The sequence below is a fragment of the Pantoea sp. C1E2 genome (genome assembly GCF_056491465.1).
In genome coordinates this window covers 1,022,560-1,047,238 of record NZ_JBSZHT010000002.1, presented here as the reverse complement: position 1 = coordinate 1,047,238, position 24,679 = coordinate 1,022,560, and the positions used below count along the sequence as shown (strand labels likewise).

23 protein-coding genes are annotated in these 24,679 nt (G+C 53.9%); 10 read left to right on the top strand and 13 right to left on the bottom strand.

What is annotated here, in order from left to right:
• Positions 1-77: 77 nt before the first annotated feature.
• Positions 78-842: a pyruvate dehydrogenase complex transcriptional repressor PdhR gene (pdhR, locus tag ACXI0A_RS04995; RefSeq protein WP_034829622.1), complete on the bottom strand. Its 765-nt coding sequence runs from the start codon at positions 840-842 to the stop codon at positions 78-80.
• Between the two features lie 514 nt (positions 843-1,356).
• Between pdhR and aroP the strand changes: the two genes are divergently transcribed.
• The 3 genes from aroP (at position 1,357) to ACXI0A_RS04980 (ending at position 5,231) form a co-directional block, all read left to right on the top strand.
• Positions 1,357-2,712 carry an aromatic amino acid transporter AroP gene (aroP, locus tag ACXI0A_RS04990; RefSeq protein WP_476150077.1) on the top strand — a complete coding sequence of 452 codons (1,356 nt, stop codon included), beginning with the start codon at positions 1,357-1,359 and terminating at the stop codon, positions 2,710-2,712.
• Between the two features lie 162 nt (positions 2,713-2,874).
• Complete coding sequence (locus tag ACXI0A_RS04985; protein ID WP_476150079.1) at positions 2,875-4,281, top strand: glycoside-pentoside-hexuronide (GPH):cation symporter; 1,407 nt, start codon at positions 2,875-2,877, stop codon at positions 4,279-4,281.
• Positions 4,278-5,231, top strand: a complete 954-nt coding sequence (locus ACXI0A_RS04980) for a family 43 glycosylhydrolase (RefSeq protein WP_476150081.1) — start codon at positions 4,278-4,280, stop codon at positions 5,229-5,231. Before ACXI0A_RS04985 ends, ACXI0A_RS04980 begins: the two co-directional genes overlap by 4 nt.
• On the opposite strand, the gene ampE is transcribed toward ACXI0A_RS04980, so the two are convergent.
• Positions 5,213-6,067, bottom strand: a complete 855-nt coding sequence (ampE, locus tag ACXI0A_RS04975) for a beta-lactamase regulator AmpE (RefSeq protein ID WP_476150083.1) — start codon at positions 6,065-6,067, stop codon at positions 5,213-5,215. The genes ACXI0A_RS04980 and ampE overlap by 19 nt on opposite strands.
• 16 nt (positions 6,068-6,083) lie before the next feature.
• Positions 6,084-6,635 carry a 1,6-anhydro-N-acetylmuramyl-L-alanine amidase AmpD gene (gene ampD / locus ACXI0A_RS04970; protein WP_034829636.1) on the bottom strand — a complete coding sequence of 184 codons (552 nt, stop codon included), beginning with the start codon at positions 6,633-6,635 and terminating at the stop codon, positions 6,084-6,086.
• Between the two features lie 181 nt (positions 6,636-6,816).
• On the opposite strand from ampD, the gene nadC reads away from it, so the two are divergent.
• From nadC to hofC, 4 genes are all read left to right on the top strand, one after another.
• Positions 6,817-7,713 (top strand): carboxylating nicotinate-nucleotide diphosphorylase, encoded by an 897-nt coding sequence (gene nadC, locus ACXI0A_RS04965; RefSeq protein WP_476150085.1) that lies wholly within the window; start codon positions 6,817-6,819, stop codon positions 7,711-7,713.
• A gap of 181 nt (positions 7,714-7,894) precedes the next feature.
• Positions 7,895-8,338 carry a prepilin peptidase-dependent pilin gene (gene ppdD, locus ACXI0A_RS04960; RefSeq protein ID WP_476150087.1) on the top strand — a complete coding sequence of 148 codons (444 nt, stop codon included), beginning with the start codon at positions 7,895-7,897 and terminating at the stop codon, positions 8,336-8,338.
• Positions 8,338-9,726, top strand: coding sequence for a type II secretion system protein GspE (gene gspE / locus ACXI0A_RS04955; protein WP_476150089.1), 1,389 nt, complete (start codon positions 8,338-8,340; stop codon positions 9,724-9,726). Before ppdD ends, gspE begins: the two co-directional genes overlap by 1 nt.
• Positions 9,719-10,918: a protein transport protein HofC gene (gene hofC / locus ACXI0A_RS04950; RefSeq protein WP_476150091.1), complete on the top strand. Its 1,200-nt coding sequence runs from the start codon at positions 9,719-9,721 to the stop codon at positions 10,916-10,918. Before gspE ends, hofC begins: the two co-directional genes overlap by 8 nt.
• A 75-nt stretch (positions 10,919-10,993) precedes the next feature.
• On the opposite strand, the gene ACXI0A_RS04945 is transcribed toward hofC, so the two are convergent.
• Entirely contained in the window at positions 10,994-12,034 is a 1,041-nt protein-coding gene (locus ACXI0A_RS04945) for a GMP reductase (protein ID WP_224932498.1), read from the bottom strand.
• Positions 12,035-12,253: 219 nt separating this feature from the next.
• On the opposite strand from ACXI0A_RS04945, the gene coaE reads away from it, so the two are divergent.
• Genes coaE through yacG form a run of 3 tightly spaced genes read left to right on the top strand, consistent with a single transcriptional unit; the run spans position 12,254 to position 13,816 of the window.
• Complete coding sequence (gene coaE / locus ACXI0A_RS04940) at positions 12,254-12,862, top strand: dephospho-CoA kinase (RefSeq protein ID WP_476150093.1); 609 nt, start codon at positions 12,254-12,256, stop codon at positions 12,860-12,862.
• Positions 12,863-12,866: 4 nt separating this feature from the next.
• Positions 12,867-13,610 (top strand): cell division protein ZapD, encoded by a 744-nt coding sequence (gene zapD, locus ACXI0A_RS04935; RefSeq protein ID WP_224932496.1) that lies wholly within the window; start codon positions 12,867-12,869, stop codon positions 13,608-13,610.
• A gap of 8 nt (positions 13,611-13,618) precedes the next feature.
• Complete coding sequence (yacG, locus tag ACXI0A_RS04930; RefSeq protein WP_224932495.1) at positions 13,619-13,816, top strand: DNA gyrase inhibitor YacG; 198 nt, start codon at positions 13,619-13,621, stop codon at positions 13,814-13,816.
• Positions 13,817-13,842: 26 nt separating this feature from the next.
• Here yacG and mutT read toward each other — a convergent pair whose 3' ends face one another.
• The 9 genes from mutT to murC form a co-directional block, all read right to left on the bottom strand.
• A complete protein-coding gene (gene mutT / locus ACXI0A_RS04925) occupies positions 13,843-14,238 on the bottom strand; it encodes an 8-oxo-dGTP diphosphatase MutT (protein WP_224932494.1) in 396 nt (131 codons plus the stop codon).
• A gap of 110 nt (positions 14,239-14,348) precedes the next feature.
• The gene (gene secA, locus ACXI0A_RS04920; RefSeq protein WP_476150097.1) at positions 14,349-17,054 is read right to left on the bottom strand and encodes a preprotein translocase subunit SecA; all 2,706 of its coding nucleotides are present in this window, start codon (positions 17,052-17,054) and stop codon (positions 14,349-14,351) included.
• A 75-nt stretch (positions 17,055-17,129) separates the two neighbouring features.
• The gene (gene secM / locus ACXI0A_RS04915) at positions 17,130-17,630 is read right to left on the bottom strand and encodes a secA translation cis-regulator SecM (protein WP_476151157.1); all 501 of its coding nucleotides are present in this window, start codon (positions 17,628-17,630) and stop codon (positions 17,130-17,132) included.
• A 269-nt stretch (positions 17,631-17,899) separates the two neighbouring features.
• Positions 17,900-18,817 (bottom strand): UDP-3-O-acyl-N-acetylglucosamine deacetylase, encoded by a 918-nt coding sequence (gene lpxC, locus ACXI0A_RS04910; protein WP_034829665.1) that lies wholly within the window; start codon positions 18,815-18,817, stop codon positions 17,900-17,902.
• A 101-nt stretch (positions 18,818-18,918) separates the two neighbouring features.
• On the bottom strand, positions 18,919-20,073 hold the full coding sequence (gene ftsZ / locus ACXI0A_RS04905; RefSeq protein WP_039329333.1) for a cell division protein FtsZ: 1,155 nt from the start codon (positions 20,071-20,073) through the stop codon (positions 18,919-18,921).
• Positions 20,074-20,145: 72 nt separating this feature from the next.
• Complete coding sequence (ftsA, locus tag ACXI0A_RS04900; RefSeq protein ID WP_013507861.1) at positions 20,146-21,402, bottom strand: cell division protein FtsA; 1,257 nt, start codon at positions 21,400-21,402, stop codon at positions 20,146-20,148.
• Positions 21,399-22,238 (bottom strand): cell division protein FtsQ, encoded by an 840-nt coding sequence (gene ftsQ, locus ACXI0A_RS04895; protein WP_200574479.1) that lies wholly within the window; start codon positions 22,236-22,238, stop codon positions 21,399-21,401. The genes ftsA and ftsQ overlap by 4 nt, the downstream gene beginning before the upstream one ends.
• 1 nt (position 22,239) lies before the next feature.
• Positions 22,240-23,160, bottom strand: a complete 921-nt coding sequence (locus ACXI0A_RS04890; protein ID WP_476150100.1) for a D-alanine--D-alanine ligase — start codon at positions 23,158-23,160, stop codon at positions 22,240-22,242.
• On the bottom strand, positions 23,153-24,628 hold the full coding sequence (murC, locus tag ACXI0A_RS04885) for a UDP-N-acetylmuramate--L-alanine ligase (RefSeq protein ID WP_476150101.1): 1,476 nt from the start codon (positions 24,626-24,628) through the stop codon (positions 23,153-23,155). The genes ACXI0A_RS04890 and murC overlap by 8 nt, the downstream gene beginning before the upstream one ends.
• Between the last annotated feature and the right edge of the window lie 51 nt (positions 24,629-24,679).

Sequence of the window (24,679 nt, the reverse complement as noted above, 5' to 3'; positions counted from 1 at the left end):
TTCTTGTGCTTTGTTTCTTGTTCACAGCACAAGAAGACAGGTCCGTCGTTTGTTTTCCGCACGTTCGTTGCCGTGCGTTATTCCTTACGTTGCTGTAAACGACGCAGGGAGCGTTCACGACGACTCTGCTCCCGACTTCTATCCAGCAAGATTTCCTCAATGAACGCCAGGTGACGATGGGAGGCCTCGCGTGCTTGTTCTGGCTCACGAGCCACAATCGCCTCAAAGATACTGGCGCGGTGACCGCTCACTTTCGCCAGCATTTCCCGGCGAGCGTAAAGCAATTCGAAATTCTGACGGACGTTTTGTTCCAGCATAGGGCCCATGGAACGCAGCAAATGCAACAGCACCACATTATGGGCGGCTTCTGTGACAGCGATCTGATACTTCATCACTGCATCTGCTTCGGCATCCAGATCGCCGCTGTCCTGCGCCTGCTGGATATGAACATGGCAGTCGCGGATGCGCTGCAGATCTTCATCTGTGCCACGCAGCGCCGCATAATAAGCAGCAACGCCTTCCAGCGCGTGGCGGGTTTCCAGCAGGTCAAACTGAGATTCTGGATGTTCGGCAAGCAGGCTCACTAACGGATCGCTCATGCTTTGCCAGAGATTTGTTTGCACGAAGGTACCACCGCCCTGACGGCGTAACAGCAGGCCTTTGGCTTCCAGGCTCTGAATCGCTTCGCGCAGGGATGGACGTGAGACATCAAACTGTTTCGCCAGTTCGCGCTCGGGGAGAAGCTTTTCACCTGGCTGGAGCGTCCCTTCCATAATGAGGGATTCCAGCTGTTGCTCAATCGCATCGGAGAGCTTTGGTTGGCGAATTTTACTGTAAGCCATCTTCCCTTCTTATTGTGCAAAACGTCCGGAGTAAATTGGTAATACCAATTGAAAAATGGTGCCCGTAAAGTAACAAAGTATTCACCTTGTGTCTATATGGCAGGCATCACACTTCCGGGGTATATCGCTGTTACCGCGCGCTAACTTCCCGTGATAAAGGCATATATTTGCTACGTAAGTGAATTGTTAACAGATTTCACTTTTACCAAACCTTACACTGAGTTAGCGGTAAGCCTTACAGGCAACCATAAGCGAAAGCTATTCGTGTTTATTGTTTATTCATGTCAGAAATAACCTGGATGACACACAGTGAATGCTGCTGCTTTTTCAGCCATCTCTCAGCACAAAAAGCAAAAGCAGGTGCAAAGCGGCGCGCTTATCACTATTCTGGTCGCCATGGTAGTTTCAGCATGCACACAGCACGCCAAATACCGTAAAGAAAAGAATACATTGCGTAAAACAGCCTTACAGTGCGCGCACTGCAGGTGCACAATAACAACATCACGAGGTTTGTATGGAACAACAGCATGGCGAAGGACTGCATCGCGGTCTGAAAAATCGCCATATTCAGCTGATTGCGCTGGGCGGTGCCGTGGGTACCGGTCTGTTTCTGGGTAGCGCATCAGTGATTAAATCGGCCGGTCCGGCCGTGATTCTCGGTTATGCGATTGCAGGATTTATTGCCTTTCTGATTATGCGCCAGTTAGGTGAAATGGTAGTGGAAGAGCCGGTTGCCGGTAGCTTCAGCCACTTCGCCTATAAGTACTGGGGCAACTTTGCCGGTTTCGCCTCTGGCTGGAACTACTGGGTGCTGTATGTTTTGGTCGCCATGGCCGAACTGAGTGCCGTGGGTAAATACATCCAATTTTGGTATCCCGAATTCCCTACCTGGGCCAGTGCCGCCATCTTCTTCGTGGTGATCAACGCCATTAACCTGACCAACGTAAAAGTGTTTGGGGAAATGGAGTTCTGGTTCGCAATCATCAAAGTGGTCGCCGTTATCGGCATGATCCTGTTCGGCGGCTGGTTGCTGTTTAGCGGCAACGCCGGTCCGCAGGCCAGCGTCACTAACCTGTGGAGCCAGGGCGGTTTCCTGCCACACGGCATGACCGGTCTGGTCATGATGATGGCGATCATTATGTTCTCGTTTGGTGGCCTTGAGCTGGTCGGTATCACCGCTGCTGAGGCGGATAATCCGCAAGAGAGCATCCCGAAAGCCACCAACCAGGTTCTGTGGCGTATCCTGATTTTCTACATTGGTTCTCTGGCGGTGCTGCTGTCATTGATGCCGTGGACACGCGTCACCGAAGAGACCAGCCCGTTCGTGTTGATCTTCCACGAACTGGGTGATGCCTTCGTCGCCAACGCATTGAACGTGGTGATCCTGACGGCTGCACTGTCGGTCTATAACAGCTGCGTTTATTGCAACAGCCGTATGCTGTTCGGCTTAGCACAACAGGGTAACGCGCCGAAAGCGCTGCTCAATGTTGATAAGCGCGGCGTGCCAGTGGCGACCATTCTGGTTTCAGCCGTTGCTACAGCGCTGTGCGTCCTGATCAACTACCTGATGCCGGGTGAAGCCTTTGGCCTGCTGATGTCACTGGTGGTCTCTGCGCTGGTGATCAACTGGGCGATGATCAGCCTGGCGCACATGAAATTCCGTAAGAAGAAAGATCAGCAAGGTGTGACTACGCGCTTTAAAGCCGTGCTCTATCCATTTGGTAACTGGCTCTGCCTGGTGTTCATGGCGGCCGTGCTGGTGATCATGGCGATTACGCCGGGTATGGCGATTTCTGTGTGGTTGATTCCTGTCTGGCTGGTGATTCTGGCCGTGGGTTACACCATCAAAAATAAAGTGCAAAAAGCCTAATGTAAGTCTCTGCCCGGCACGCCAGTGCCGGGCAACATTCCTGATCTGCCTCACACTTTTCTGCGCCCACCTGTTTTGTCCATCTACGTGACCAATTGTTCCCCAGCAGGTTACTGATTTAACGCTGATAATTTCGTCTCACCTTGTCGCGGGAGACGAATAATGAATGGAGCAGCACTCTCATTCAGAGAGAAACTGGGGTACGGCATGGGCGATGCCGGATGCAATATGATCGGCGGCGCTATCATGCTTTTCCTTAACTATTTCTACACCGATGTGTTTGGCCTTGCGCCCGCGCTGGTCGGTACGCTGCTGCTTTCTGTCCGCGTGCTGGATGCCGTCACCGATCCGATTATGGGCGCCATTGCTGACCGCACGCAAAGCCGCTGGGGACGCTTCCGCCCATGGCTGCTGTGGGTTTCTGTCCCCTATGTACTGTTCAGCGTGCTGATGTTCACCACGCCAGACTGGAGTTATGAGAACAAAGTCATTTGGGCCTTTGTCACCTACTTCTTAATGTCTCTCACTTACACCGCTATCAATATTCCCTACTGCTCACTGGGCGGTGTGATTACCAACGATCCCGGTGAGCGTGTCTCCTGCCAATCCTATCGTTTTGTGATGGTGGGCGTGGCGACGCTGATCCTTTCACTCTCTCTGCTACCGATGGCCGAGTGGTTTGGCGGTGACAATAAAGCGCGTGGCTATCAGATGGCGATGAGTGTACTGGCACTGATAGGTCTGGTGATGTTCCTGTTCTGTTTCGCCACGGTTCGCGAACGTATTCGCCCTGCCGCGCCCAGTAATGACGATTTGAAGAAAGATCTGCGCGACGTCTGGAAGAACGATCAATGGGTGCGCATCTTGCTGCTGACGTTTTGCAATGTCTGTCCCGGCTTCATCCGCATGGCGGCGACCATGTATTACGTCACCTGGGTAATGGGACAATCCACACACTTTGCCACGCTGTTTATCAGCCTGGGGGTGATCGGCATGATGTTGGGTAGCACTCTGGCAAAAATTCTCACCGACCGCTGGTGCAAACTGAAAGTGTTTTTCTGGATCAATATCGCACTGGCGCTCTTCTCCTGCGGTTTCTACTGGATCGATCCTCATGCCACTGTGGCGGTTGTCGTCGCCTACTTCCTTCTAAACATCCTGCACCAAATCCCTTCACCACTGCACTGGTCGCTGATGGCGGATGTCGATGATTATGGCGAGTGGAAAACCGGCAAACGTATCACCGGCATGAGCTTCTCCGGCAATCTGTTCTTCCTCAAAGTAGGCCTGGCAGTGGCTGGTGCGATGGTTGGTTTCCTGCTCTCTATTTATGGCTATGACGCGGGTGCAAATCAGCAGGCTCCCAACGCCCTTAACGGCATCATGCTGCTGTTCACCGTGATTCCCGGCGTCGGTTATCTGATCACCGCCGGTGTAGTGCGCTTGCTGAAGGTGGATCGCAAGCTCATGCGCACCATTCAGGATGATCTTGCGCTACGCCGCGCCAACGCTCGAGAGTTATCCCCTGCCTCACTGTCTGCCATCCCACAACCCGGAGAGATCAAATGAGCTGGCCAAATCCCTTTATTACTCAACGTGCCGACCCTTTTATCCTGCGCCATGGCGAGGGTTACTACTTCGTGGCATCGGTGCCGGAATATGATCGACTCGAAATCCGTCACGCTGACACGCTGAATGGCCTGATTGAGGCGGGAGCGGTCACGGTATGGCGCAAACCCGACACCGGGCCGTACAGTGCGTTGATTTGGGCGCCGGAACTGCACCATATCAATGGACAATGGGTGATTTACTTTGCTGCAGCCCCAGCGCGCGATATCAAAGATGGCCTATTTCAGCATCGTATGTACGCGCTGGTGTGTGATGACAGCGATCCGCTTTCTGGCCACTGGCAGCCTGCTCGCCGTGTGTTTACCCCTATCGATTCGTTCTCTCTCGATGCAACGCATTTCGTGCATCAGGGCAAAAACTGGTATCTGTGGGCACAGAAGGATCCCGCGATTCCGGGCAACTCCAATCTCTATCTTGCAGAGTTACTCAACCCCTGGACACTGAAAAGCGCACCGGTGATGCTCAGTCGGCCGGAATATGAGTGGGAGTGCGCAGGCTTTAGCGTTAATGAGGGCCCTGCTGCTATTCATCACGGCGATCGGCTGTTTGTTACCTATTCCGCTAGCGCTACTGATGAGAATTATTGCCTCGGGATCCTGAGCATTGATGTGATGGCCGATCCACTCGATAGCACAGCCTGGCAGAAGTCAGCACGACCGGTCTTCACCACCAGTTGGGAGAATCAGCAGTATGGCCCGGGACACAACAGCTTTACGCAGGATGAGGAAGGAAGGGATGTGCTGGTGTATCACGCACGGAATTACACCGAAATTGAGGGCGATCCATTATGGGATCCGAATCGCCATACGCGCCTGAAGTACTTCGAATGGCGAGAGGACGGCACACCAGATTTCGGTGTACCGCCTGCCGATCACACCAGCGTGCCGTAAATGGTCAGCAGCGCAACCACGACAACCAGCACCAGTGATATACGCTTTGCCAGCGCCACGGCCACCCGTGGCGTTTCGACTTTATCCATGTGCGGATCACGCGCTAACGAGAACTGCGCCAGGCTGGTCAGCACCTGATATTGCGAACGATGGCGATCGCTCAATGAGGCAAACCACGCAGGTAATGCCCGCTCACCATGGCCTAAGAGTGCATAAGCCACACCTGCCAGACGCACCGGGATCCAGTCCAGTACGTGCAGTACGCGATCAACACCTGACTGCGCGCGCTCCAGTGGAGAATGGTGTTTCGCCAGCCAGCTCTGCCAGGCACGCAGAAATGCATAACCCACCAGCAGCACCGGGCCGTAAGGGCCACCGACAACAAACCAGAACAGCGGTGCGAGGTAGAATCGGAAGTTAATCCAAATCAGGGCATTTTGTAGTTCACGCAGAAACTCGCGCTCACTGCATTCAACGGGCACACCATGAATCAGCGTCAGTTCGGCAGCCATGGCCTGATGCGCCGCTTCATCATCGTGGCTGGCGGCTTTCAGATAGCGGTGATAGTGCAGACGCACCGAGCCTGCGCCAATGCACAACAAGCCCACCACAATCCAGAATGCCAGTTGCGCCACGCCAAACAAAATGCCTTTCAGGCTCCATACCAGCAGCCAGACAATTAGCATCGCGATGAGGGTCATCACCAGCGTGCGCAGCAGTGAAAATCGCTGGCGTCCGCGGAACAGCGGCTCCAGACGATGATCCAGCTGCCAATGCTCACCCAATTTAAACAGGCGTTCCCAACCTAACACTAATAACAAGCTAAACAACGTCATACCTGCTCCTGCTGTTTCAGGGATTCTCCTGCCTGATGGACTCTTTATAGCGTATCCAGTCAAATGCGGGGCCTGGATCGGTTTTGCGCTGCGGCGCGATATCGCTGTGCCCGGTGATACGTTCCAGCGTCAGCGGATAGTGCTTGAGCAACAAGGCGCTGACCTTTTTTAACGTCTTATACTGCGCATCGGTGTAGGGCAACGTATCCGTGCCTTCCAGCTCAATGCCCATTGAGAAATCATTGCAGTTTTCTCGCCCGGCAAATTGCGACACGCCGGCATGCCATGCGCGCTGATCAAAAGAAACATACTGCACCAATTCACCATCACGACGAATCAGGCAGTGTGCCGCCACGCGCAATTGCGCGATATCGGCAAAATAGGGGTGAGCATCCGGCGGTAAAGTCCCGGTAAACAGTTGATCAATCCACGGACCACCAAATTCACCCGGCGGCAAACTGATATTATGAATGATCAGCAACGAGGGAATTTCATTTTCCGGTCGTTGGTTAAAGTGCGGCGAGAGCACTTTGCGCGCGCTGGTGATCCAGCCATCTTCCAGTTTCATGCTCTAAATCCTAAGCAAAATCAGGCTGAGAATAACATGTTTCCCCTTTTCGGCTTGTGACTTAATGCGAATGGCGATCGATGTTAAGGATACTAAACATTTCAACTATCGCGACTGGCAATAGCCTATAAATCAGGCTAAGGTGAGCGCAGTAAAATCCGACTATTGGAGTGGCATAAACATGGCATCGCGTCGTTACGATCCCGATCATCGTCGTCAGGAACTGATTAAGCGTATTGAGCAGGACATCCCCGAAGCCGTTGCGCGCGCACTTCAGGAGGATTTAGGCGGTGAAGTAGATGCCGACCGTGACATCACGGCCCTACTTTTACCAGAAGAGAAACAGGCCGAGGCACAGATCATCACGCGGGAAGCCGGTGTTTTTTGTGGTAAACGCTGGGTGCAAGAAGTGTTCATCCAGCTTGGCAATAAAGTTACGATTGTCTGGCATGTTGAAGATGGCCAAGCCGTGGTAGCTGACCAACTGCTGTTCGAGTTAAAAGGCCCGGCTCGTCTGCTGTTAACCGCTGAACGAACCGCATTGAATTTCGTGCAAACGCTTTCCGGCGTGGCTACGGAAGTCAGCCGCTATGTCGACTTACTCGACGGCAGCGAAACGCAATTGCTGGATACACGCAAAACCTTGCCTGGCCTGCGCACCGCGCTGAAATATGCCGTATTGTGCGGCGGCGGGAGTAATCATCGACTGGGCCTGTCCGATGCCTTCCTGATCAAGGAAAACCACATCATCGCCAGCGGGTCTGTACGTAAAGCAGTGGAGAAAGCGCTGTGGCTGGATCCCGATGTGCCGGTTGAAGTTGAGGTAGAGAGCCTGCAAGAATTGCAGGACGCCATTGATGCCGGAGCCGACATTATCATGCTGGATAACTTCAGCTTCGAGATGATGCATGAAGCCGTTATTCTCACCGATAAACGCGCCCTGCTGGAAGTCTCCGGTAACGTCACGGAAGCCACGCTGCCGCAAATTGCCAAAACCGGCGTCGACTTCGTTTCGGTAGGTGCATTGACTAAACACGTGCGCGCAATGGATCTCTCCATGCGATTCCGCGACAACTAATAGTCCTCCCTCTTACCGCCGCATCTGCGCGGCGGTTTGTGAGTCGCCTTCCCGTTTACTGTTGCCTCTTCTGCAAACGCAGCGATTCATTACAGCCTGCTCTCCAGCAATAAACAGACTCACTATCGCTTTCCGACACCGTTTTCTACCTTAGCCGCTCCACAATAAGGAGCTTTTAACAATGGAAAGACAACGGGGTTTTACCCTCATCGAGCTGATGATCGTGATTGGCATTGTGGCCATCCTGAGCGCTATCGGCCTGCCCAGTTATCAAAATTATCTGCAACGCGCCGCGCTGACTGACATGTTGCAAACCATGGTGCCGTATAAAACCGCAGTGGAACTCTGCGCGATTGAACGTGGCGGTCCCACTCAGTGCCAGGCGGGCGCGGGCGGTATTCCTGCTGCCAAAGGTTCACGTTATGTGGCCTCGCTAAGTGTCGTGAATGGCGCCATCACCTTAATGGGCCAGGAGAGTCTTACCGGGTTAAGTGTAGAAATGACACCGATCTGGAACACCACGGAAGGCACGCTGGATTGGCAACGCAGTTGCACCAGCACCAATGCCAGCCTGCGCGACAGCTGTCTTGAACAATTCCGCTTCACCGATAAGGACACTCGCTGATGGCACAGCCCAACACCCCGATCCAGACCCTATGCGCACGTTACCAGGCGGTGATGCTTCAGCATGACGCCACATCACTGCGCGTTGCGGTAGCGGAAACGCCCGATCCGCTGCTGCTGGAAGCCCTGCAATTCGCCAGCCAGTGCAAAGTGGAAGTTGAGTGCTGGCCTGCGGCAAGACTGGAGCAGCTACTGCACAAACCTGATGACTCGCCGGCCTTGCACGAACCGGCCGCGACCGAAACAGCAATCAATGCCGTTGAGCAGATTTTACGCCAGGCGATCCAGCGCCGTGCTTCTGACGTCCATTTTGAACCTCAGCAGCAGGGGTTACGCGTTCGATTACGTATTGATGGCGTCTTGCACAAACTGTCACATTTGCCGGATGCACCCACGGCTGCGGTGCTTGCAAGGCTGAAAATCCTCGGTGGGCTGGATATCGCCGAGCGTCGCTTGCCACAAGATGGGCAATTCACCCTGGACATTGAAGATCAACAGGCCGCTTTTCGCCTCTCAACCTTACCTATTAGCCACGGTGAGAAAGCCGTGGTGCGACTGCTGCAAAGTGAAAACAGCGCGATCACGCTGGATAAACTCGGTATGCCGATTGCCCAGTTACGGCTACTTAAGCACGCACTGGCGAAACCTCAGGGGCTGATACTGGTCACCGGGCCTACCGGCAGCGGTAAAACCTTCACTCTGTATAGCGGCCTGAGCGCTCTGAATGTGCCGGATAAAAATGTGTGTAGCGTGGAAGATCCGGTGGAAATCCCCTTAGAAGGCATCAACCAGACACAAATTCAGCCGCGTAGCGGACTCGATTTTAATCGGGTGCTGCGGGCTCTGCTGCGACAGGACCCGGATGTGATTATGGTGGGAGAAATCCGCGATGCCGAAACGGCCAGCATTGCCGTTAAAGCGGCGCAGACCGGGCATCTGGTGCTATCAACATTGCATACCAATTCGACGGCAGAAACGCTAACGCGTCTGCGACAGATGGACATTCCCGGTTACCTGCTTGGCCCGGCCCTGCAGTTAGTCATCGCGCAGCGTCTGGTACGAAGGCTCTGCGAGCACTGCCGCCAGCCAGCACAGGCCATTGCACATCTGCCACACGACATCTGGCCTGGCACCTTACAAACCTGGCGTGCTCCAGGCTGTGACCACTGCTTCTCGGGCTATTACGGACGCCTGGCATTGTTTGAGGTGCTTCCGATGAGTAACAAGCTGCAGAACGCGATTTCAGCCGATATGCCGCTGGAGCACATCATCGCACTGGCCAGTGAAGGCGGCATGAAAACGTTGCTCGCCGCCGGGCTGGAGGCCGTAAGTCGCGGTGACACCTCCTTTGAAGAAGTCCAGCGGGTTGTGGGATTGGGGGATGGCTAATCTCTATCAATTCCGCTGGCAGGCGCTGGACACGCTGGGCGCATTACTGGAAGGGGATTCATTGGTGGCCAGTCAGGATGCGCTTCTCGAGCAGCTCTCAAATCGCGGTATGCTGCCGGTCAGCTGGCATCGTGGGAAATGCTGGCGCATGCGTGACTGGAAGTGGCAGCACAAAATTGACCTGGTTCGCCAGTTAGCTACCCTGCTCAAGGCAGGATTGCCGCTGGCGGAGAGTCTGACGTTGCTGGCTGAAGGGCACCCGCATGCAGGCTGGCGTCTACTGCTTAACGAATTGCAACGCCGGGTGATGGCAGGAGAGGCTTTTTCATCCGCACTCCGCGCCTGGCCGCAGATCTTCCCCACGCTGTTTCCAGCATTAATGGAAGTGGGGGAACTGACTGAACAGCTTGACGAGTGCTGCCGCCAGTTAGCCTTACAACAGAGTAAGCAACAGCATCTGCGCCAGAAAGTGGTTAAAGCCTTGCGCTATCCACTGTTTCTTTTGCTGGTGGCGCTGGCGGTGAGTGCAGGCATGTTGCTGTTTGTGCTGCCCGAATTTGTCTCGGTGTATGCCAGTTTTGATGCACCGCTGCCCGCCTTCACCGCCGCCGTGATGAGTCTGTCCGCGTTTTTACAACAGGCTGCGTTACCTCTGACGCTAACGATGATGTGCTTATTGTTCGGCGCAAGATGGCTTTACCGTGGCTCCGTAATCTGGCAAATACGTGTTCATCGCTGGCTATTGCGTCTGCCGTTACTTTCGACACTGTGGCGCGGTGGCCAGCTCAGCCAGATTTACGCCATCCTGCAATTGACGCAGCAGGCCGGGCTCACCTTGTTACAAAGTCTGCAAGCCGTTGAGGTCACTCTGGGATCGCCCCTATGGCGTGAAGCGATTATTGCCTTACAGCGGCATATCGCTGGTGGTTCACCCCTGCATCAGGCTATGCAGCATCATGTACTTTTCACCGCACTCTGTGCACAACTGATCCGGGTCGGTGAGGAAGCGGGTGCGCTGGATGCCATGCTGGCACGTTTAGCAGAGTGGCATGAAGCACAAACGCTGATGCGGGCTGATGCACTCGCGGCTTCGCTCGAACCCTTGATGATGGTGGTGATCGGTGGAATTGTCGGGACGTTGGTGATTGCCATGTACCTGCCGGTATTTGGTTTAGGCGATGCCATTCGTTAACAGGTGCGCGCGGTGCGCACCTGCCATCAAATGCCAAATGCCAAATGCCAAACTTCGACTATCAGCCACCAGCCATCAGCGCGTGAATACCCGATTTTCCTGTTCCGCCACACGAATGAATGTAGTGCGCTTTGTCAGTTCTTTGAGGCGTTCTGCACCAACATAGGTGCAGGCCGAACGCAGTCCGCCAAGAATATCCTTCACGGTCTCTTCCACCGGGCCACGCAGCGGCAAACGAACGGTTTTCCCTTCTGCTGCACGATACTGCGCGACACCACCGACATGGCGTTTCATGGCGGATTCTGAACTCATGCCATAGAACAACATAAACTGCTCGCCCTGCTCTTCGACAACATTCCCCTCGCACTCATCATGCGCCGCCAGCATGCCGCCGAGCATGACGAAATCCGCACCGCCGCCGAAAGCTTTAGCGATATCACCCGGCACCGAACAACCACCGTCGCTGACAATCTGGCCGCCTAAACCGTGCGCCGCATCAGCACACTCAATCACCGCTGACAGCTGCGGGTAGCCGACGCCGGTTTTCACACGCGTGGTGCAGACAGAACCGGGGCCAATGCCGACTTTGACGATATCCGCGCCAGAGAGAATCAACTCCTCAACCATCTCACCGGTGACCACATTGCCCGCACAGATAGTTTTGCCTGGGAAACTTTCACGCACTCGCTGCAGGAATTCAACAAAGTGCTCGGAGTAACCGTTGGCAACATCAATGCAGATGAAATTGAGTTGTGGCGATAAGGCGAGAATCGCAGTGAGCTTAATGAAATCGGCTTCGGAAGTACCGGATGACACCATCACATGCCCGAGCACTGCAGCCGGCACGCGCTGGACAAATGCCTGCCAGGCTTCCACGCTGTAATGTTTATGCACTGCAGTCAGCACATTGAAGCTCGCCAGTGCTTCGGCCATGGTGAATGTACCCACGGTATCCATATTGGCGGCAATCAGCGGCACGCCGGTCCAGTTCAGGCCTGAATGCTTGAAAGTGTAGGTGCGTTCGAGTTCAACTTCAGAACGGCTTTTCAGGGTGGAGCGTTTGGGCCGGATTAAAACATCTTTAAAGCCCAGTTTTAAATCTTCTTCAATACGCATAGCTAAGTGTCCTGGTTAGTGACGACGAACCGCAGTTCGGGTAGCGCTCACGGCTCCAGTGTCGTTATCATACGCGCCATTCGTTCCGCGACAAGACTGCGAATTTAACTTTATTTAGGCTACAATCCCTTAAATTTAGCTGAGAAAATTGATTGTGATCATGCTCTCATCTTATTGCGGCTGACGGTCGCCCAATCAAGACAATTTTGAGAGAACGCTATGCCTTTTACCGTTGCGCTCACCGGGGGAATTGGCAGTGGTAAAAGCACCATTGCCAATGCTTTCGCTGCGCTGAACGTTGATATCATTGATGCTGATGTGATTGCGCGAGAAGTGGTTGAACCCGGCTCTCCTGCCTTGCAGGCGATCGTTAAACGCCATGGCGAGTCAATATTAACCGCCGAAGGAGCGCTGTATCGCGCCCGGCTGCGCGAGATTATTTTTCAGCAGCCAAAAGAGAAAAACTGGTTAAATCAGTTGCTCCACCCTCTTATCAATGCCCGTACGCAGCAGCTAAAATTACTGGCAACTTCACCCTATGTATTATGGGTGGTGCCGCTGTTGGTGGAAAACGGGTTACAGCATCAGGCAAATCGGGTTCTGGTGGTCGATGTGGATGAAACCATACAGTTGCAGCGCACCCAGCAGCGTGATGGCATCACGCTTAGCCAGGCAAAAAAAATTCTTGCCGCACAGGCCACTCGCGAGCAGCGTCTGGCCTGTGCGGATGACATCATCGATAACAGTGGTTCGCCCGAACAGGCGTTACCGCGCGTTGCTGAACTTCACCAGCGTTATTTACGCCTGGCAGCAACCGGACAGGATTAACATCATGAGTACAGTCGTTCTGTTTGAACACCCGCTGAATGAGAAGATGCGCACCTGGCTGCGCGTGGAGTTTTTACTCAACCAACTGCACGAGACGGTGCCCGTGGTGAATTCCGTCTCTGCCTTAGGTGTATTTCGCATCATTAGTGATCTGTTAGATATCTTTGAACGCGGCGATATGCGCACCGAGTTGTTAAAAGAGCTGGAGCGTCAGCAGCAAAAACTTCGCGCCTGGCTTGATGTGCCAGGTGTGGATGAACAAACCGTCAGTAGCCTGCGTGATCGATTGAAACAACAATCCAGCGAGCTGAATGCGGCACCGCGTATGGGTCAGCAGTTGCGCGAAGATCGTTTAATTGGATTGGTACGTCAGCGCCTGAGTATTCCTGGTGGCTGCTGCAGTTTTGACTTGCCGAGTCTGCATATCTGGCTGCACCAGCAGCAGTCCCTGCGGGATACGCAGGTTAACGGCTGGCTGACATCACTGGTTCCTCTGCGCAATAGTTTGACCATGATCCTTGATCTGGTGCGTCAGTCAGGCGTGTTTCGCCACCAAACCAGCCTGAACGGTTTTTATCAGGATAATGCCGAAGGTTCGGATTTGCTGCGTCTCCAGCTTACCCTTGAGGATGCACTTTACCCGCAGGTCTCAGGCCATAAAAGCCGTTACGCCATACGCTTTCTGCCGCTCGACAGCGAGCGCGGAGAAGTGCCAGCTCGACTGAATTTTGAATTAGCCTGTTGTTAGAGGATGTTATGCAAGAAGAGATAATTACCGTACCTTGCCCAAACTGCGGTAGAGATGTGATGTGGGATGAACTGAGTCCGTGGCGCCCGTTTTGCAGTAAGCGTTGTCAGTTGATTGATCTGGGCGAATGGGCTGCAGAAGAGAAACGCATTCCCAGCGATAGCGATCTGACCGACAGCGACGACTGGAGCGAAGAACAACACTAATAGGTAAGGGGCTTTCGCCCCTTCGCTTAAATTTCGTCAGCCACCAGGCGGGCGATCAGCTCATGATTGGCCGGCGGAAACTCATCCGCGACTAAATCGCGTTGTTCCACCCAACGCTGTGGCTGCCCTTCGCGACCATAGGGCTCACCGTTCCATCCCTCTACCAGGAAGAAATGCAGTGTGACGCGCAGATCGTCATAGCTGTGATCCGCCAGACCAACCGCCTTAGCGGCTGTCACTTCAATGCCGGTCTCTTCCATTAACTCACGCTTCAGCGCTTGTTCCGCGGTTTCATCCTGTTCAATTTTGCCGCCAGGAAACTCCCATTTGTTCGCCATGTAAGAACTCGCCGCACGCTGGGCAAGGAAGATTTGACGACTGGCATTGCGAATGATGCCCACCGCGACTTGCAGGTGTTTCATAAGCTGGATTCCGCTTTAATTAATGAGCGCTAATAGTATTGCAGCCGCCAGACAATGTTAACAACGTGGCGACAGACAAAAGAAAAAGGAGCCCGAAGGCTCCTTGATAATCAGGCCAGTCGGCCGTGACACTGTTTGTATTTCTTACCGGAACCGCATGGGCACAGATCGTTGCGTCCCACTTTACGCTCGCCGCCCTGTGCAGCCAAAGCTTCAGCCGCAGCGGTTTCGTCATCAACGTGGCTCAGCTGTTGCTGCTGTGCCAGACGTTCAGCTTCTTCACGACGTTGCTGCTCCATCGCTTCCACTTCTTCCGGCATACGCACCTGTACTTTGCTCAGGGTGCTGATCACTTCATACTTCAGCGACTCCAGCATGGCAGCGAACATCGAGAAGGACTCGCGCTTATATTCCTGCTTAGGATCTTTCTGCGCATAACCACGCAGATGGATGCCCTGACGCAGGTAGTCCATTGCCGCCAGATGCTCTTTCCACAGTGAATCCAGTGTCTGCAGCATTACGCCTTTTTCGAAGTTACGCATCATTTCAGCGCCAACCACTTCTTCTTTCGACGCGTAGTTCTCGTGAGCACGGCTCATGATACGTTCACGCAGCGTTTCTTCATGCAGATCGGGTTCTTTATCCAGCCAGTCAGCAATCGGCAGATCCAGATCGAAATCGTTGCGCAGACGCTCTTCCAGGCCTGGAATATCCCACATTTCTTCCAGCGACTGTGGCGGAATGTAGGTATCGATGGTGGACTTGAACACATCTTCACGGATGCTGTTGATGGTTTCAGACACATCAGACACGTCCAGCAGTTCATTACGCTGGCTGTAGATAGCGCGACGCTGATCGTTCGCCACATCATCGTATTCAAGCAGCTGCTTACGGATGTCGAAGTTACGGCTTTCCACTTTACGCTGTGCGTTGGCAATCGCTTTGGTGACCCACGGATGCTCAATCGCTTCGCCTGGCTTCATGCCCAGTTTACGCATCATGTTAGACACACGATCCGAGGCGAAGATACGCATCAACGCATCTTCCATTGACAGGTAGAAGCGTGATGAACCGGCATCACCCTGGCGACCAGCACGGCCGCGCAGCTGGTTATCGATACGACGTGATTCGTGACGCTCAGTACCAATGATGTGCAGACCGCCCGATGCCAGTACCGCATCATGACGCAGTTTCCACGCCTCTTTGATCGCCTGAATCTGCTCTTCTGAAGGTTCTTCCAGCGCCGCCACTTCGGCCTGCCAGCTACCACCCAGCACGATATCGGTACCACGACCTGCCATGTTAGTCGCGATGGTGACGGCAGCAGGTTGACCCGCCTGAGCCACAATGTCCGCTTCGCTGGCGTGGAACTTGGCGTTCAGTACGCTGTGTTTGATACCGGCGCGCGTCAGTTCGTTGGAGACCACTTCTGATTTCTCAATCGAGATGGTACCCACCAGCACCGGTTGGCCGTTGGCGGTACAGGCACGGATGTCTTCGATGATCGCGTCGATCTTCTCTTTCTCGGTCATGTAGACCAGATCGGCCATATCTTTACGCACCATCGGACGGTTGGTTGGCACCACGATGGTATCGAGTTTATAGATTGAGCTGAATTCAAACGCTTCGGTATCGGCTGTACCGGTCATACCGGCCAGTTTTTCGTAAATACGGAAGTAGTTCTGGAAGGTGATGGAAGCCAGCGTCTGGTTCTCGTTCTGGATTTCCACGCCTTCTTTGGCTTCAACAGCCTGATGCAAGCCATCTGACCAGCGACGACCCTGCATGGTACGGCCGGTGTGCTCATCGACGATGACCACTTCGCCATCTTTAACGATGTAGTCGACGTCACGGGTGAACAGCGCGTGGGCACGCAATGCGGCCGTCACGTGGTGCATCAGCATGATGTTGGTCGGTGAGTAGAGTGACTCGCCCTCATCCATAATGCCCTGGCTCACCAGCAGTTCTTCCACTTTCACCAGACCGCGCTCGCTCATATGAGCCTGACGCGCTTTCTCATCGACCCAGAAGTCGCCTTCACCCTGGAAAGTTTCTGAATCTTCCTTCTCCTGGCGCACCAGGTGAGGAATGATTTTATTCACTTTGGTGTACAGCTCGGAGCTGTCTTCAGCAGGACCGGAGATGATTAACGGCGTACGCGCTTCATCGATCAGGATGGAGTCCACCTCATCCACCAACGCGTAGTGCAGTTTGCGCTGTACGCGCTCTTCCGGGCTGAATGCCATGTTGTCGCGCAGGTAGTCGAAGCCGTATTCGTTGTTAGTACCGTAGGTGATATCAGCAGCATAGGCAGCGCGTTTCGCCACCGCTGGCATGTTTGGCAGGTTGATACCGATAGACAGACCCAGGAACTCGAATAGCGCGCGGTTGTTTTCCGCATCACGCTGTGCCAGATAGTCGTTCACCGTCACCACGTGCACGCCTTTGCCGCTCAGTGCGTTCAGGTAAGCAGGCAATGTTGCCGTTAAGGTTTTACCCTCACCTGTACGCATCTCTGCGATGCAACGCTCATTCAGCACCATGCCGCCAATCAGCTGCACGTCGAAGTGGCGCATGCCAAATACACGCTTACTCGCTTCACGCACGGTCGCAAAGGCTTCTGGGATCAGGCTTTCGAGGCTCTCCCCTTTTTTCAGGCGCTCGCGGAACAGGTCGGTTTTGGCTTTCAGTTCGTCATCCGAGAGCTTGACGAAATCCGGCTCCATCTTATTGATGACATCAACAATTTTGCGCATACGGCGCAGAGTACGATCGTTGCTGCTGCCGAATACTTTGGTTAACAATTTGATTAACATATTAAATTTTTCTCAATTCAGCCATATTCATACGGTCTGGAAAATCTAAAACAGGATGTGGAAAATCGTTAGCTGTTAAGCAATGGCAGGCCCGGCGCGGATGCCATGAATAGCAGCCTGCCAGTCAGCAGAAGTGTGAATTTGAGGTTCGCGATGGCGCAGCGTTTCCTGCGGCTCAAGTGCAATAGCGGGTTGTGCTGGCGAAGTCAGTAGCGCCTGCAACGAATCAATTAATGCCAGCTTTTGTGCCGCCAATGGGACAGCTTGTTCAGCTTCCGCTTTAGTTGGGGGCGTCATGCTAAAGGAAAGATGGCGAATCACAGTGCGAATAGCATGCTGATGCCAGTAGTCGACATTGAAATTAGGTCGACGGGCACTTTCCTGCAAACGAATCAGATGGTCAAAGTGAACAGCGTTACCGATAAACAGGCTGCTGACCGGCGAGTCAGTCGCCGTGGGTTCCGAGCTTTGTGCACAGGCAGGCAAACCCAAACTGGCCGCCACCATCCCTAACAAGAGATGAGGCCAGAAGTAGCGTCTGCCTAATTGTCGCCAGCGTGAGAAAATCCCGATCACAACCTGTCCACAGTTAAATAAAGTAATGAAGCCGTTGCGGTTATCCGCAAACCTGCTCATATGAGCGCCAGATAATAGCACTTATGTGGGGTCAGGACACCAGTGATTAAAGGGCTTACGGGGGATTTCACGTTTATTTGTACAGGCTTTCGCCAGTGATGGCAGAGAATTGAGAGCGGTCTTGCAGGAATAAAAAACAGGCAATAAAAAACGGCAGCTTCCACTGACCGGAGAGGGTGTCAGGGAGAGCTGCCGTTTTTATGACTGACTTACGCCAGGACTAAATTTGGTGCTTTGAATGCCAGTGGCAGTTCAGCTTCATCTTCGAAGGTCGCCCATTCCCAGGCTTCCTGCTTGGCCAGAACCGCTTGCAGCAATTTGTTGTTCAATGCATGACCTGATTTGAACGCAGAAAATGCGCCAATCACGTTGTGGCCACACATGAACAGATCGCCGATCGCGTCCAGCATTTTGTGACGAACGAACTCATCTTCAAAGCGCAGGCCGTCTTCGTTGAGTACACGGAAATCATCAAGACCAATCGCACAATCTAAGCTACCGCCCAGGCACAGGCCTTTAGACTGCAGATATTCGATTTCACGCATAAAACCAAAGGTGCGCGCACGACTGATTTGGCGAACAAACGCCTCAGCCGAGAAGTTCAGCTGGTAACGCTGCGAGCTTGAGTCAATTGCCGGATGTTTGAAGTCGATAGTAAAGTCGAGTGAGAAACCATTATAAGGTTTGATCTCAGCCCACTTATCGCCATCTTCCACACGCACCGTCTGCTTAACACGCACGAATTTCTTCGCACTGTTCAGCTCTTCGACGCCTGCATCCATCAGCAAGTAGACAAAAGGCGCGGCACTGCCATCCATAATCGGGATTTCTGGCGCATCAACTTCAACAATAATGTTGTCGATGCCCAGGCCAGCCAATGCAGCATTCAGGTGTTCAACCGTCGAAATACGCACGCCTTCATCATTCACCAGACAAGTACTCAGCATGGTGTCGCGCACGTATTTTGCATCAGCCGGGAAATCAACCGGTGGATTCAAGTCAGTGCGACGATAGATGACCCCGGTATTAGCCGACGCAGGGCGTAAGGTCAGCGTGACTTTCTTGCCGGTATGTAAACCGACACCAGTCGCCTGAACAATACGTTTTAATGTCCTTTGTTTGATCATCGCATTATCTCGCAATATTACCCATCCGACCGCCAGTATAAATTACCAGCGGGCGAATACTTTAGCACAAAGAGCGGAGAATCCCAATTCTCGGGATATTCTTAGTCTGCCTGTTTACGCAGGAAGGCTGGAATATCGAGATAATCTGGCTCTTTATTGGACGATGCTGGCTGGTCATTGACCACTTTCGCTGCCGGCTTCTGCTCCTGCGGCAACGGCGCCATGCCATGCTGCTGGTAGCGATGATCCATCACTGGCTGGGTGGCCGGTTTGTTGGTCACCAGGGTGATTTCTGGACGCTTGTCCATGCCGATACCGGTAGCCACCACGGTCACACGCAGTTCGTCGTTCATCTCTGGATCCAGAGAAGTACCGATCACTACGGTCGCGTTGTCAGAGGCGAAGGCGCGGATGGTGTTACCCACGGTCTCGAACTCATCCAGACGCAGGTCGAAGCCCGCCGTGATGTTGACCAGCACGCCGCGCGCGCCAGACAGGTCGATATCTTCCAGCAGCGGGCTGGAAATAGCCATCTCGGCTGCTTCTTCGGCACGGTCTTCACCGCACGCTACGCCAGAACCCATCATGGCGTAACCCATTTCTGACATCACGGTACGCACGTCCGCGAAGTCAACGTTCATCAAGCCTGGGCGAGTAATCAGCTCGGCGATACCCTGCACCGCACCTTTCAGTACGTCGTTGGCTGCACCAAATGCATCCAGCAGAGAGATACCGCGACCCAGCACTTTAAGCAGCTTGTCGTTCGGGATAGTGATCAGTGAATCGACATGCTTAGACAGCTCAGCGATACCCTGTTCAGCAAAAGCCATACGCTTTTTGCCTTCGAAGTTGAAGGGCTTGGTCACCACCGCAACGGTCAGGATACCCAAATCTTTTGCAACTTCAGCCACAACTGGCGCTGCACCGGTACCGGTACCGCCGCCCATGCCTGCTGCGATAAACACCATGTCTGCCCCTTCCAGCGCAGAACGCAGTGCTTCACGATCTTCCTCAGCTGAGGTACGACCCACTTCCGGGTTTGCACCCGCACCGAGACCCTTGGTGATACCGGTCCCGATCTGGATCGTCTGGCCAACCGCTGTTTTACGCAACGCTTGCGCGTCGGTGTTTACAGCGAAGAATTCTACACCTTCGATACGCTCGCGTACCATGTGCTCTACGGCGTTGCCACCGCCACCGCCGACGCCGATGACTTTAATCACCGCGTCATTGGTTAATTCCATAGGTTCAAACATGATTTCTCTCCGTTATGTGCCTGTCGCCTGGAGATCATAAACATTGCCTGCATGATCTCCTTTTTTCAAAAATTAAAACTCTTTCTTCAGCCAGCTATTGATACGTTTAAACCAGTTGCCCACTGAAGCACGTTTTTCCGTTTCTGCATCACCGTTCATGTGTGACTCTTTGCCGTAATGCAGCAGACCGACTGCAGTTGAGTAATACGGCTCCTGCGCATAATCCGTCAGGCCGGTGATGTTAAGTGGCTGACCAATACGCACCTGTGTGTGGAACACACGCTGGGCGCAAGCGGCCAAACCTTCAATCTGTGCGGCGCCACCGGTCAGCACGATACCGGCCGCCAGGTGATGCTTCACGCCCTGCTGACGCAGTTGCTCCTGCAGTTGCAGAATCTCGTCATTCACCAGATTCAGCAGTTCGGTGTAACGCGGCTCAATCACTTCTGCCAGCGTTTGACGTTGCAGACTGCGCGGTGGACGTCCACCTACGCTTGGCACTTCGACGTTTTCGTCTTTGCCAACAATCGAACCCAGTGCACAACCATGGCGTACTTTGATCGCTTCCGCATCGGTTGGCGGTGTGCCGAAGGCATAGGCGATATCACTGGTCACCACATTCCCTGCATAAGGGATCACTTTGGTGTGACGCAGCGCGCCGCCGGTGTAAACCGCGATATCCATTGTACCGCCACCGATGTCAACAACACAGACTCCCAGCTCACGTTCATCTTCAGTCAGAACAGAAAAACTGGATGCCAGTCCGGCAAAAATCAGTTGGTCAACTTTCAGGCCACAACGTTCAACGGCTTTAACAATATTTTTCGCCATGTCGTTGTGGCAGGTGATTAAGTGCACCTTAGCCTGCATACGCACGCCGGAAAGACCGACCGGATTCTTGATGCCTTCCTGATAATCGATGGCATATTCCTGAGGAATAACATGCAGGATACGATGTTCATCGCGAACGCGTACGGATTTCGCCGTATGTACCACGTTCTCTACATCATCCTGAGTCACTTCCTCTTCCGAAATCGGAACCATCCCGATTTCGTTCTGACAACTGATATGTTTGCCCGATAATGCGAGGTAAACCGACGAAATCTGGCAATCAGCCATCAGTTCAGCCTGGTCGATGGCGCGTTGAACGCATTTCACCACTGACTCAAGGTCGTTTACGCCACCTTTATCCATACCGCGAGACGGGCAACTGCCCACCCCAATAATGTTGACCATACCATCAGGCAGAATTTCCCCAACCAGGGCGGCAACCTTTGCGGTGCCGATTTCAAGTCCTACTACCAGTTTTCTGTCCGTTGCCTTGATCATTGTGGTTTAGCCTGTGCCTGGTTTTGTTGCTGATTACTGTCCTGTGGCTCCAGCGGGGCAGCTGCCCAGCCTACTGCGGCACCGGAGTCATAGCGCAAATCGACATAAGTAATGCGCTTGTTCTGACTCTGGCCCTGCTGCAGCAGCTCCGGATAGAGCTCAATAAAACGGTTCAGACGCTTCATGGTTTCGCTGCGTCCCAGTTCGATGCGCACATCGTCGCTGGTCACTAACTGCCACGAGCGCCGCGCCGTCATCGACGCGACCTTCAGGGTAAACTTGCCGGCTTTGAGCACATCACTCATGGTGTGATAGCCCGCCAACACCTCTGTTTCACTGCCTTCCGGACCATACAACATCGGCATGGTCTCTTTACCGATGTGACTGGCCGGGACGCTGAAGGAGACGCCATCGGCGTCCACCATGTGCGAGTCATTCCAGCGTGCTACCGGAACATACTCCACCAGGTTTATCTTCAGCTCATCAGGCCACTGCTTACGCACACTGACCTGCTTAATCCACGGTAAACGCTCAATCTGTTGCTGAATGATGTCCACGTTCTGCGACATGAAGGTACCGGGTGCGCCAAGCGACAAAATGGCCTGGCGGATATCATCATGCGTGGTGTAGTGGGTTTCCCCGGTCACCACCAGCTTCGATAACGGCAAGCGTGACGCATCATTCATCCACTTCAACACCACCAGGCCACCTGCAGCCATGATGCCCAACACAATCAGCAGGAACACGACGCCAAACAGTCGGGCACCGTTGCTACGCCCGGTGCGCGCACGCTCCTGGGGTTCGCGATTTCGTACACGTATCGCCGCCTGAGACATATCAGTCAGCCAGCTCCAGAATACGTGCCACCAGCTGCGGGAAACTGTATCCCGCCTGCTTTGCAGCCATTGGTACCAGGCTGTGGCTGGTCATGCCCGGTGAGGTATTCACTTCCAGCAGCTGAAATTTACCCTCACCATCCGTCATCACATCGACGCGTCCCCAGCCGCTGCAACCCAGTGCACGCCAGGCAGCCCAGACCAACGTCTTCAATTCTGCTTCCTGCTCTGCACTCAAACCGCTTGGGCAGAAGTATTCAGTATCGTCAGAAATGTATTTAGCTTCATAGTCATAGAACTCGCTGGCGGTTTTTATTCTGATTGAAGGCAGAATTTCATCACCCAGGATGCCAACGGTATATTCCGCACCGCTCAGGAAAGCCTCAATCAACACGTCATTGTCGTGGCGAAACGCTTCATCCAACGCTGCTGGCAAGGCTTCTAACGTGTTCACACGGCTGATGCCGACACTTGAACCCTCACAGCTTGGCTTCACAAACAGCGGCAGCCCGAGCGCATCAATGGCAGCCTGTGTTTGTGCGTCTAAACCCTGCTCCTGCTGCTGGCGTGTTAACCAGACGAATTTGCCTGAAGGCAGTCCCCTGCCCTGCCACAGCAATTTGCTGCGCAGTTTATCCATGGTGATCGCAGAAGCCATCACGCGGCTGCCGGTATACGGCAACTGGAGGAACTCCAGTACCGCCTGCAGCGTGCCATCTTCACCGCCGCGACCATGCAGGGCGATAAAGGTCTTCGCGAAACCCTGAGCTTTCAGATCCAACACTGACACATCGCGGGTATCCACGCCGTGCGCATCAATGCCCATCTCACGCAGACCTGCTAACACCGCACTGCCCGACATCAGCGACACTTCACGCTCTGCCGAGGTTCCGCCCATCAGGACAGCGACTTTCTCAGCCATGACGGGCCTCCGTTTTTGCTGCTGGCTGCAATTCACTTTCAGCCAACTTGCGGGCAATTTTGCCGATATTACCGGCACCCTGAACGATCACCAGATCATCACCTGACAGCAGCGGAGCCAGCGCTTCCGGCAACGCATCGTGCTCAGAGACCAGAATCGGGTCGACCTTGCCACGACTGCGAATCGCGCGGCACAGTGAACGGCTATCTGCGCCTGGAATCGGTGCTTCACCGGCCGGATACACATCCAGCATCAGCAATACATCGACCTGTGACAGCACATTCGCGAAGTCATCAAACAGGTCACGGGTACGCGTGTAACGGTGCGGCTGAAACACCATCACCAGTTTTTTCTCTGGCCAGCCGGCACGGGCAGCTTTGATCGTGACATCCACTTCCGTTGGGTGATGACCGTAATCATCGACCAGCATCGCACTGCCGGGATTGCCATTGACCGCTGCGGTATCAAATTCGCCCAGCACATCAAAGCGGCGTCCGGTGCCCTGAAAACTCTCCAGCGCGGCCAAAATCGCGTTATCTTCAATGCCTTCTTCAGTCGCCACCGCTACAGCAGCGGCAGCATTTAAGGCATTGTGACGACCCGGCGCGTTCAGGGTCACTTTCAGCACCGGCTTGTCCTGGCGAATCAGGGTGAAGTGCCCCTGCGCGCCACGTTGTTCATAGTTTTCGATGCGCACATCGGCGTCATCACTGAAACCATAAGTAGTGACCTGACGGCCCACGCGTGGGATCAAATCGCGGATCACCACATCATCTACACACATCACTGCACGTCCGTAGAACGGCAGGTTATGCAGGAAGTTAATGAACGTCTGCTTCAGGTTCTCGAAATCGCCCTGATAGGTGTCCATATGATCCGCTTCGATATTGGTGACTATCGCCACCATCGGCTGCAGATGCAGGAACGACGCATCACTTTCATCAGCTTCTGCAATCAGGTAACGACTGGTGCCCAGACGCGCATGTGTGCCCGCAGCTTTCACCAGACCACCATTGACGAACGTTGGATCCAATCCACCTTCGGCATAAATACTGGTGACCATCGCCGTGGTGGTGGTTTTGCCGTGCGTTCCGGCAATCGCGATGCCATGACGGAAGCGCATTAACTCAGCCAGCATCTCTGCACGACGGATCACCGGGATACGCTGTTCACGTGCCGCCACCAACTCCGGGTTGTCCTGTGCCACGGCAGTCGATACCACGACCACGCTCGCATCGGTCACATTTTCCGGGCGATGGTTGAAATAAATGGTCGCACCTAACGAGGCCAGATGCTGAGTCACCGGGTTAGGCGCCAGATCTGAACCGCTGATGTGATAACCTTCGTTCGCCAACACCTCGGCAATACCGCCCATGCCAGCACCACCGATGCCGACAAAGTGAATGTGCCGGACGCGACGCATCTCGGGCACAATGGAACGCAGTTTTGCCAATTGTTGTGTATTCATCTGTCTCAATTACCTGTTTATCTCATTTGTACCTGCATTCAGGTACAGCCG

Coding starts and splice junctions, on each gene's coding strand:
- pdhR (WP_034829622.1), bottom strand. CDS start 842: ATGGCTTACAGTAAAATTCGCCAACCAAAGCTCTCCGATGCGATTGAG.
- aroP (WP_476150077.1), top strand. CDS start 1,357: ATGGAACAACAGCATGGCGAAGGACTGCATCGCGGTCTGAAAAATCGC.
- ACXI0A_RS04985 (WP_476150079.1), top strand. CDS start 2,875: ATGAATGGAGCAGCACTCTCATTCAGAGAGAAACTGGGGTACGGCATG.
- ACXI0A_RS04980 (WP_476150081.1), top strand. CDS start 4,278: ATGAGCTGGCCAAATCCCTTTATTACTCAACGTGCCGACCCTTTTATC.
- ampE (WP_476150083.1), bottom strand. CDS start 6,067: ATGACGTTGTTTAGCTTGTTATTAGTGTTAGGTTGGGAACGCCTGTTT.
- ampD (WP_034829636.1), bottom strand. CDS start 6,635: ATGAAACTGGAAGATGGCTGGATCACCAGCGCGCGCAAAGTGCTCTCG.
- nadC (WP_476150085.1), top strand. CDS start 6,817: ATGGCATCGCGTCGTTACGATCCCGATCATCGTCGTCAGGAACTGATT.
- ppdD (WP_476150087.1), top strand. CDS start 7,895: ATGGAAAGACAACGGGGTTTTACCCTCATCGAGCTGATGATCGTGATT.
- gspE (WP_476150089.1), top strand. CDS start 8,338: ATGGCACAGCCCAACACCCCGATCCAGACCCTATGCGCACGTTACCAG.
- hofC (WP_476150091.1), top strand. CDS start 9,719: ATGGCTAATCTCTATCAATTCCGCTGGCAGGCGCTGGACACGCTGGGC.
- ACXI0A_RS04945 (WP_224932498.1), bottom strand. CDS start 12,034: ATGCGTATTGAAGAAGATTTAAAACTGGGCTTTAAAGATGTTTTAATC.
- coaE (WP_476150093.1), top strand. CDS start 12,254: ATGCCTTTTACCGTTGCGCTCACCGGGGGAATTGGCAGTGGTAAAAGC.
- zapD (WP_224932496.1), top strand. CDS start 12,867: ATGAGTACAGTCGTTCTGTTTGAACACCCGCTGAATGAGAAGATGCGC.
- yacG (WP_224932495.1), top strand. CDS start 13,619: ATGCAAGAAGAGATAATTACCGTACCTTGCCCAAACTGCGGTAGAGAT.
- mutT (WP_224932494.1), bottom strand. CDS start 14,238: ATGAAACACCTGCAAGTCGCGGTGGGCATCATTCGCAATGCCAGTCGT.
- secA (WP_476150097.1), bottom strand. CDS start 17,054: ATGTTAATCAAATTGTTAACCAAAGTATTCGGCAGCAGCAACGATCGT.
- lpxC (WP_034829665.1), bottom strand. CDS start 18,817: ATGATCAAACAAAGGACATTAAAACGTATTGTTCAGGCGACTGGTGTC.
- ftsZ (WP_039329333.1), bottom strand. CDS start 20,073: ATGTTTGAACCTATGGAATTAACCAATGACGCGGTGATTAAAGTCATC.
- ftsA (WP_013507861.1), bottom strand. CDS start 21,402: ATGATCAAGGCAACGGACAGAAAACTGGTAGTAGGACTTGAAATCGGC.
- ftsQ (WP_200574479.1), bottom strand. CDS start 22,238: ATGTCTCAGGCGGCGATACGTGTACGAAATCGCGAACCCCAGGAGCGT.
- ACXI0A_RS04890 (WP_476150100.1), bottom strand. CDS start 23,160: ATGGCTGAGAAAGTCGCTGTCCTGATGGGCGGAACCTCGGCAGAGCGT.
- murC (WP_476150101.1), bottom strand. CDS start 24,628: ATGAATACACAACAATTGGCAAAACTGCGTTCCATTGTGCCCGAGATG.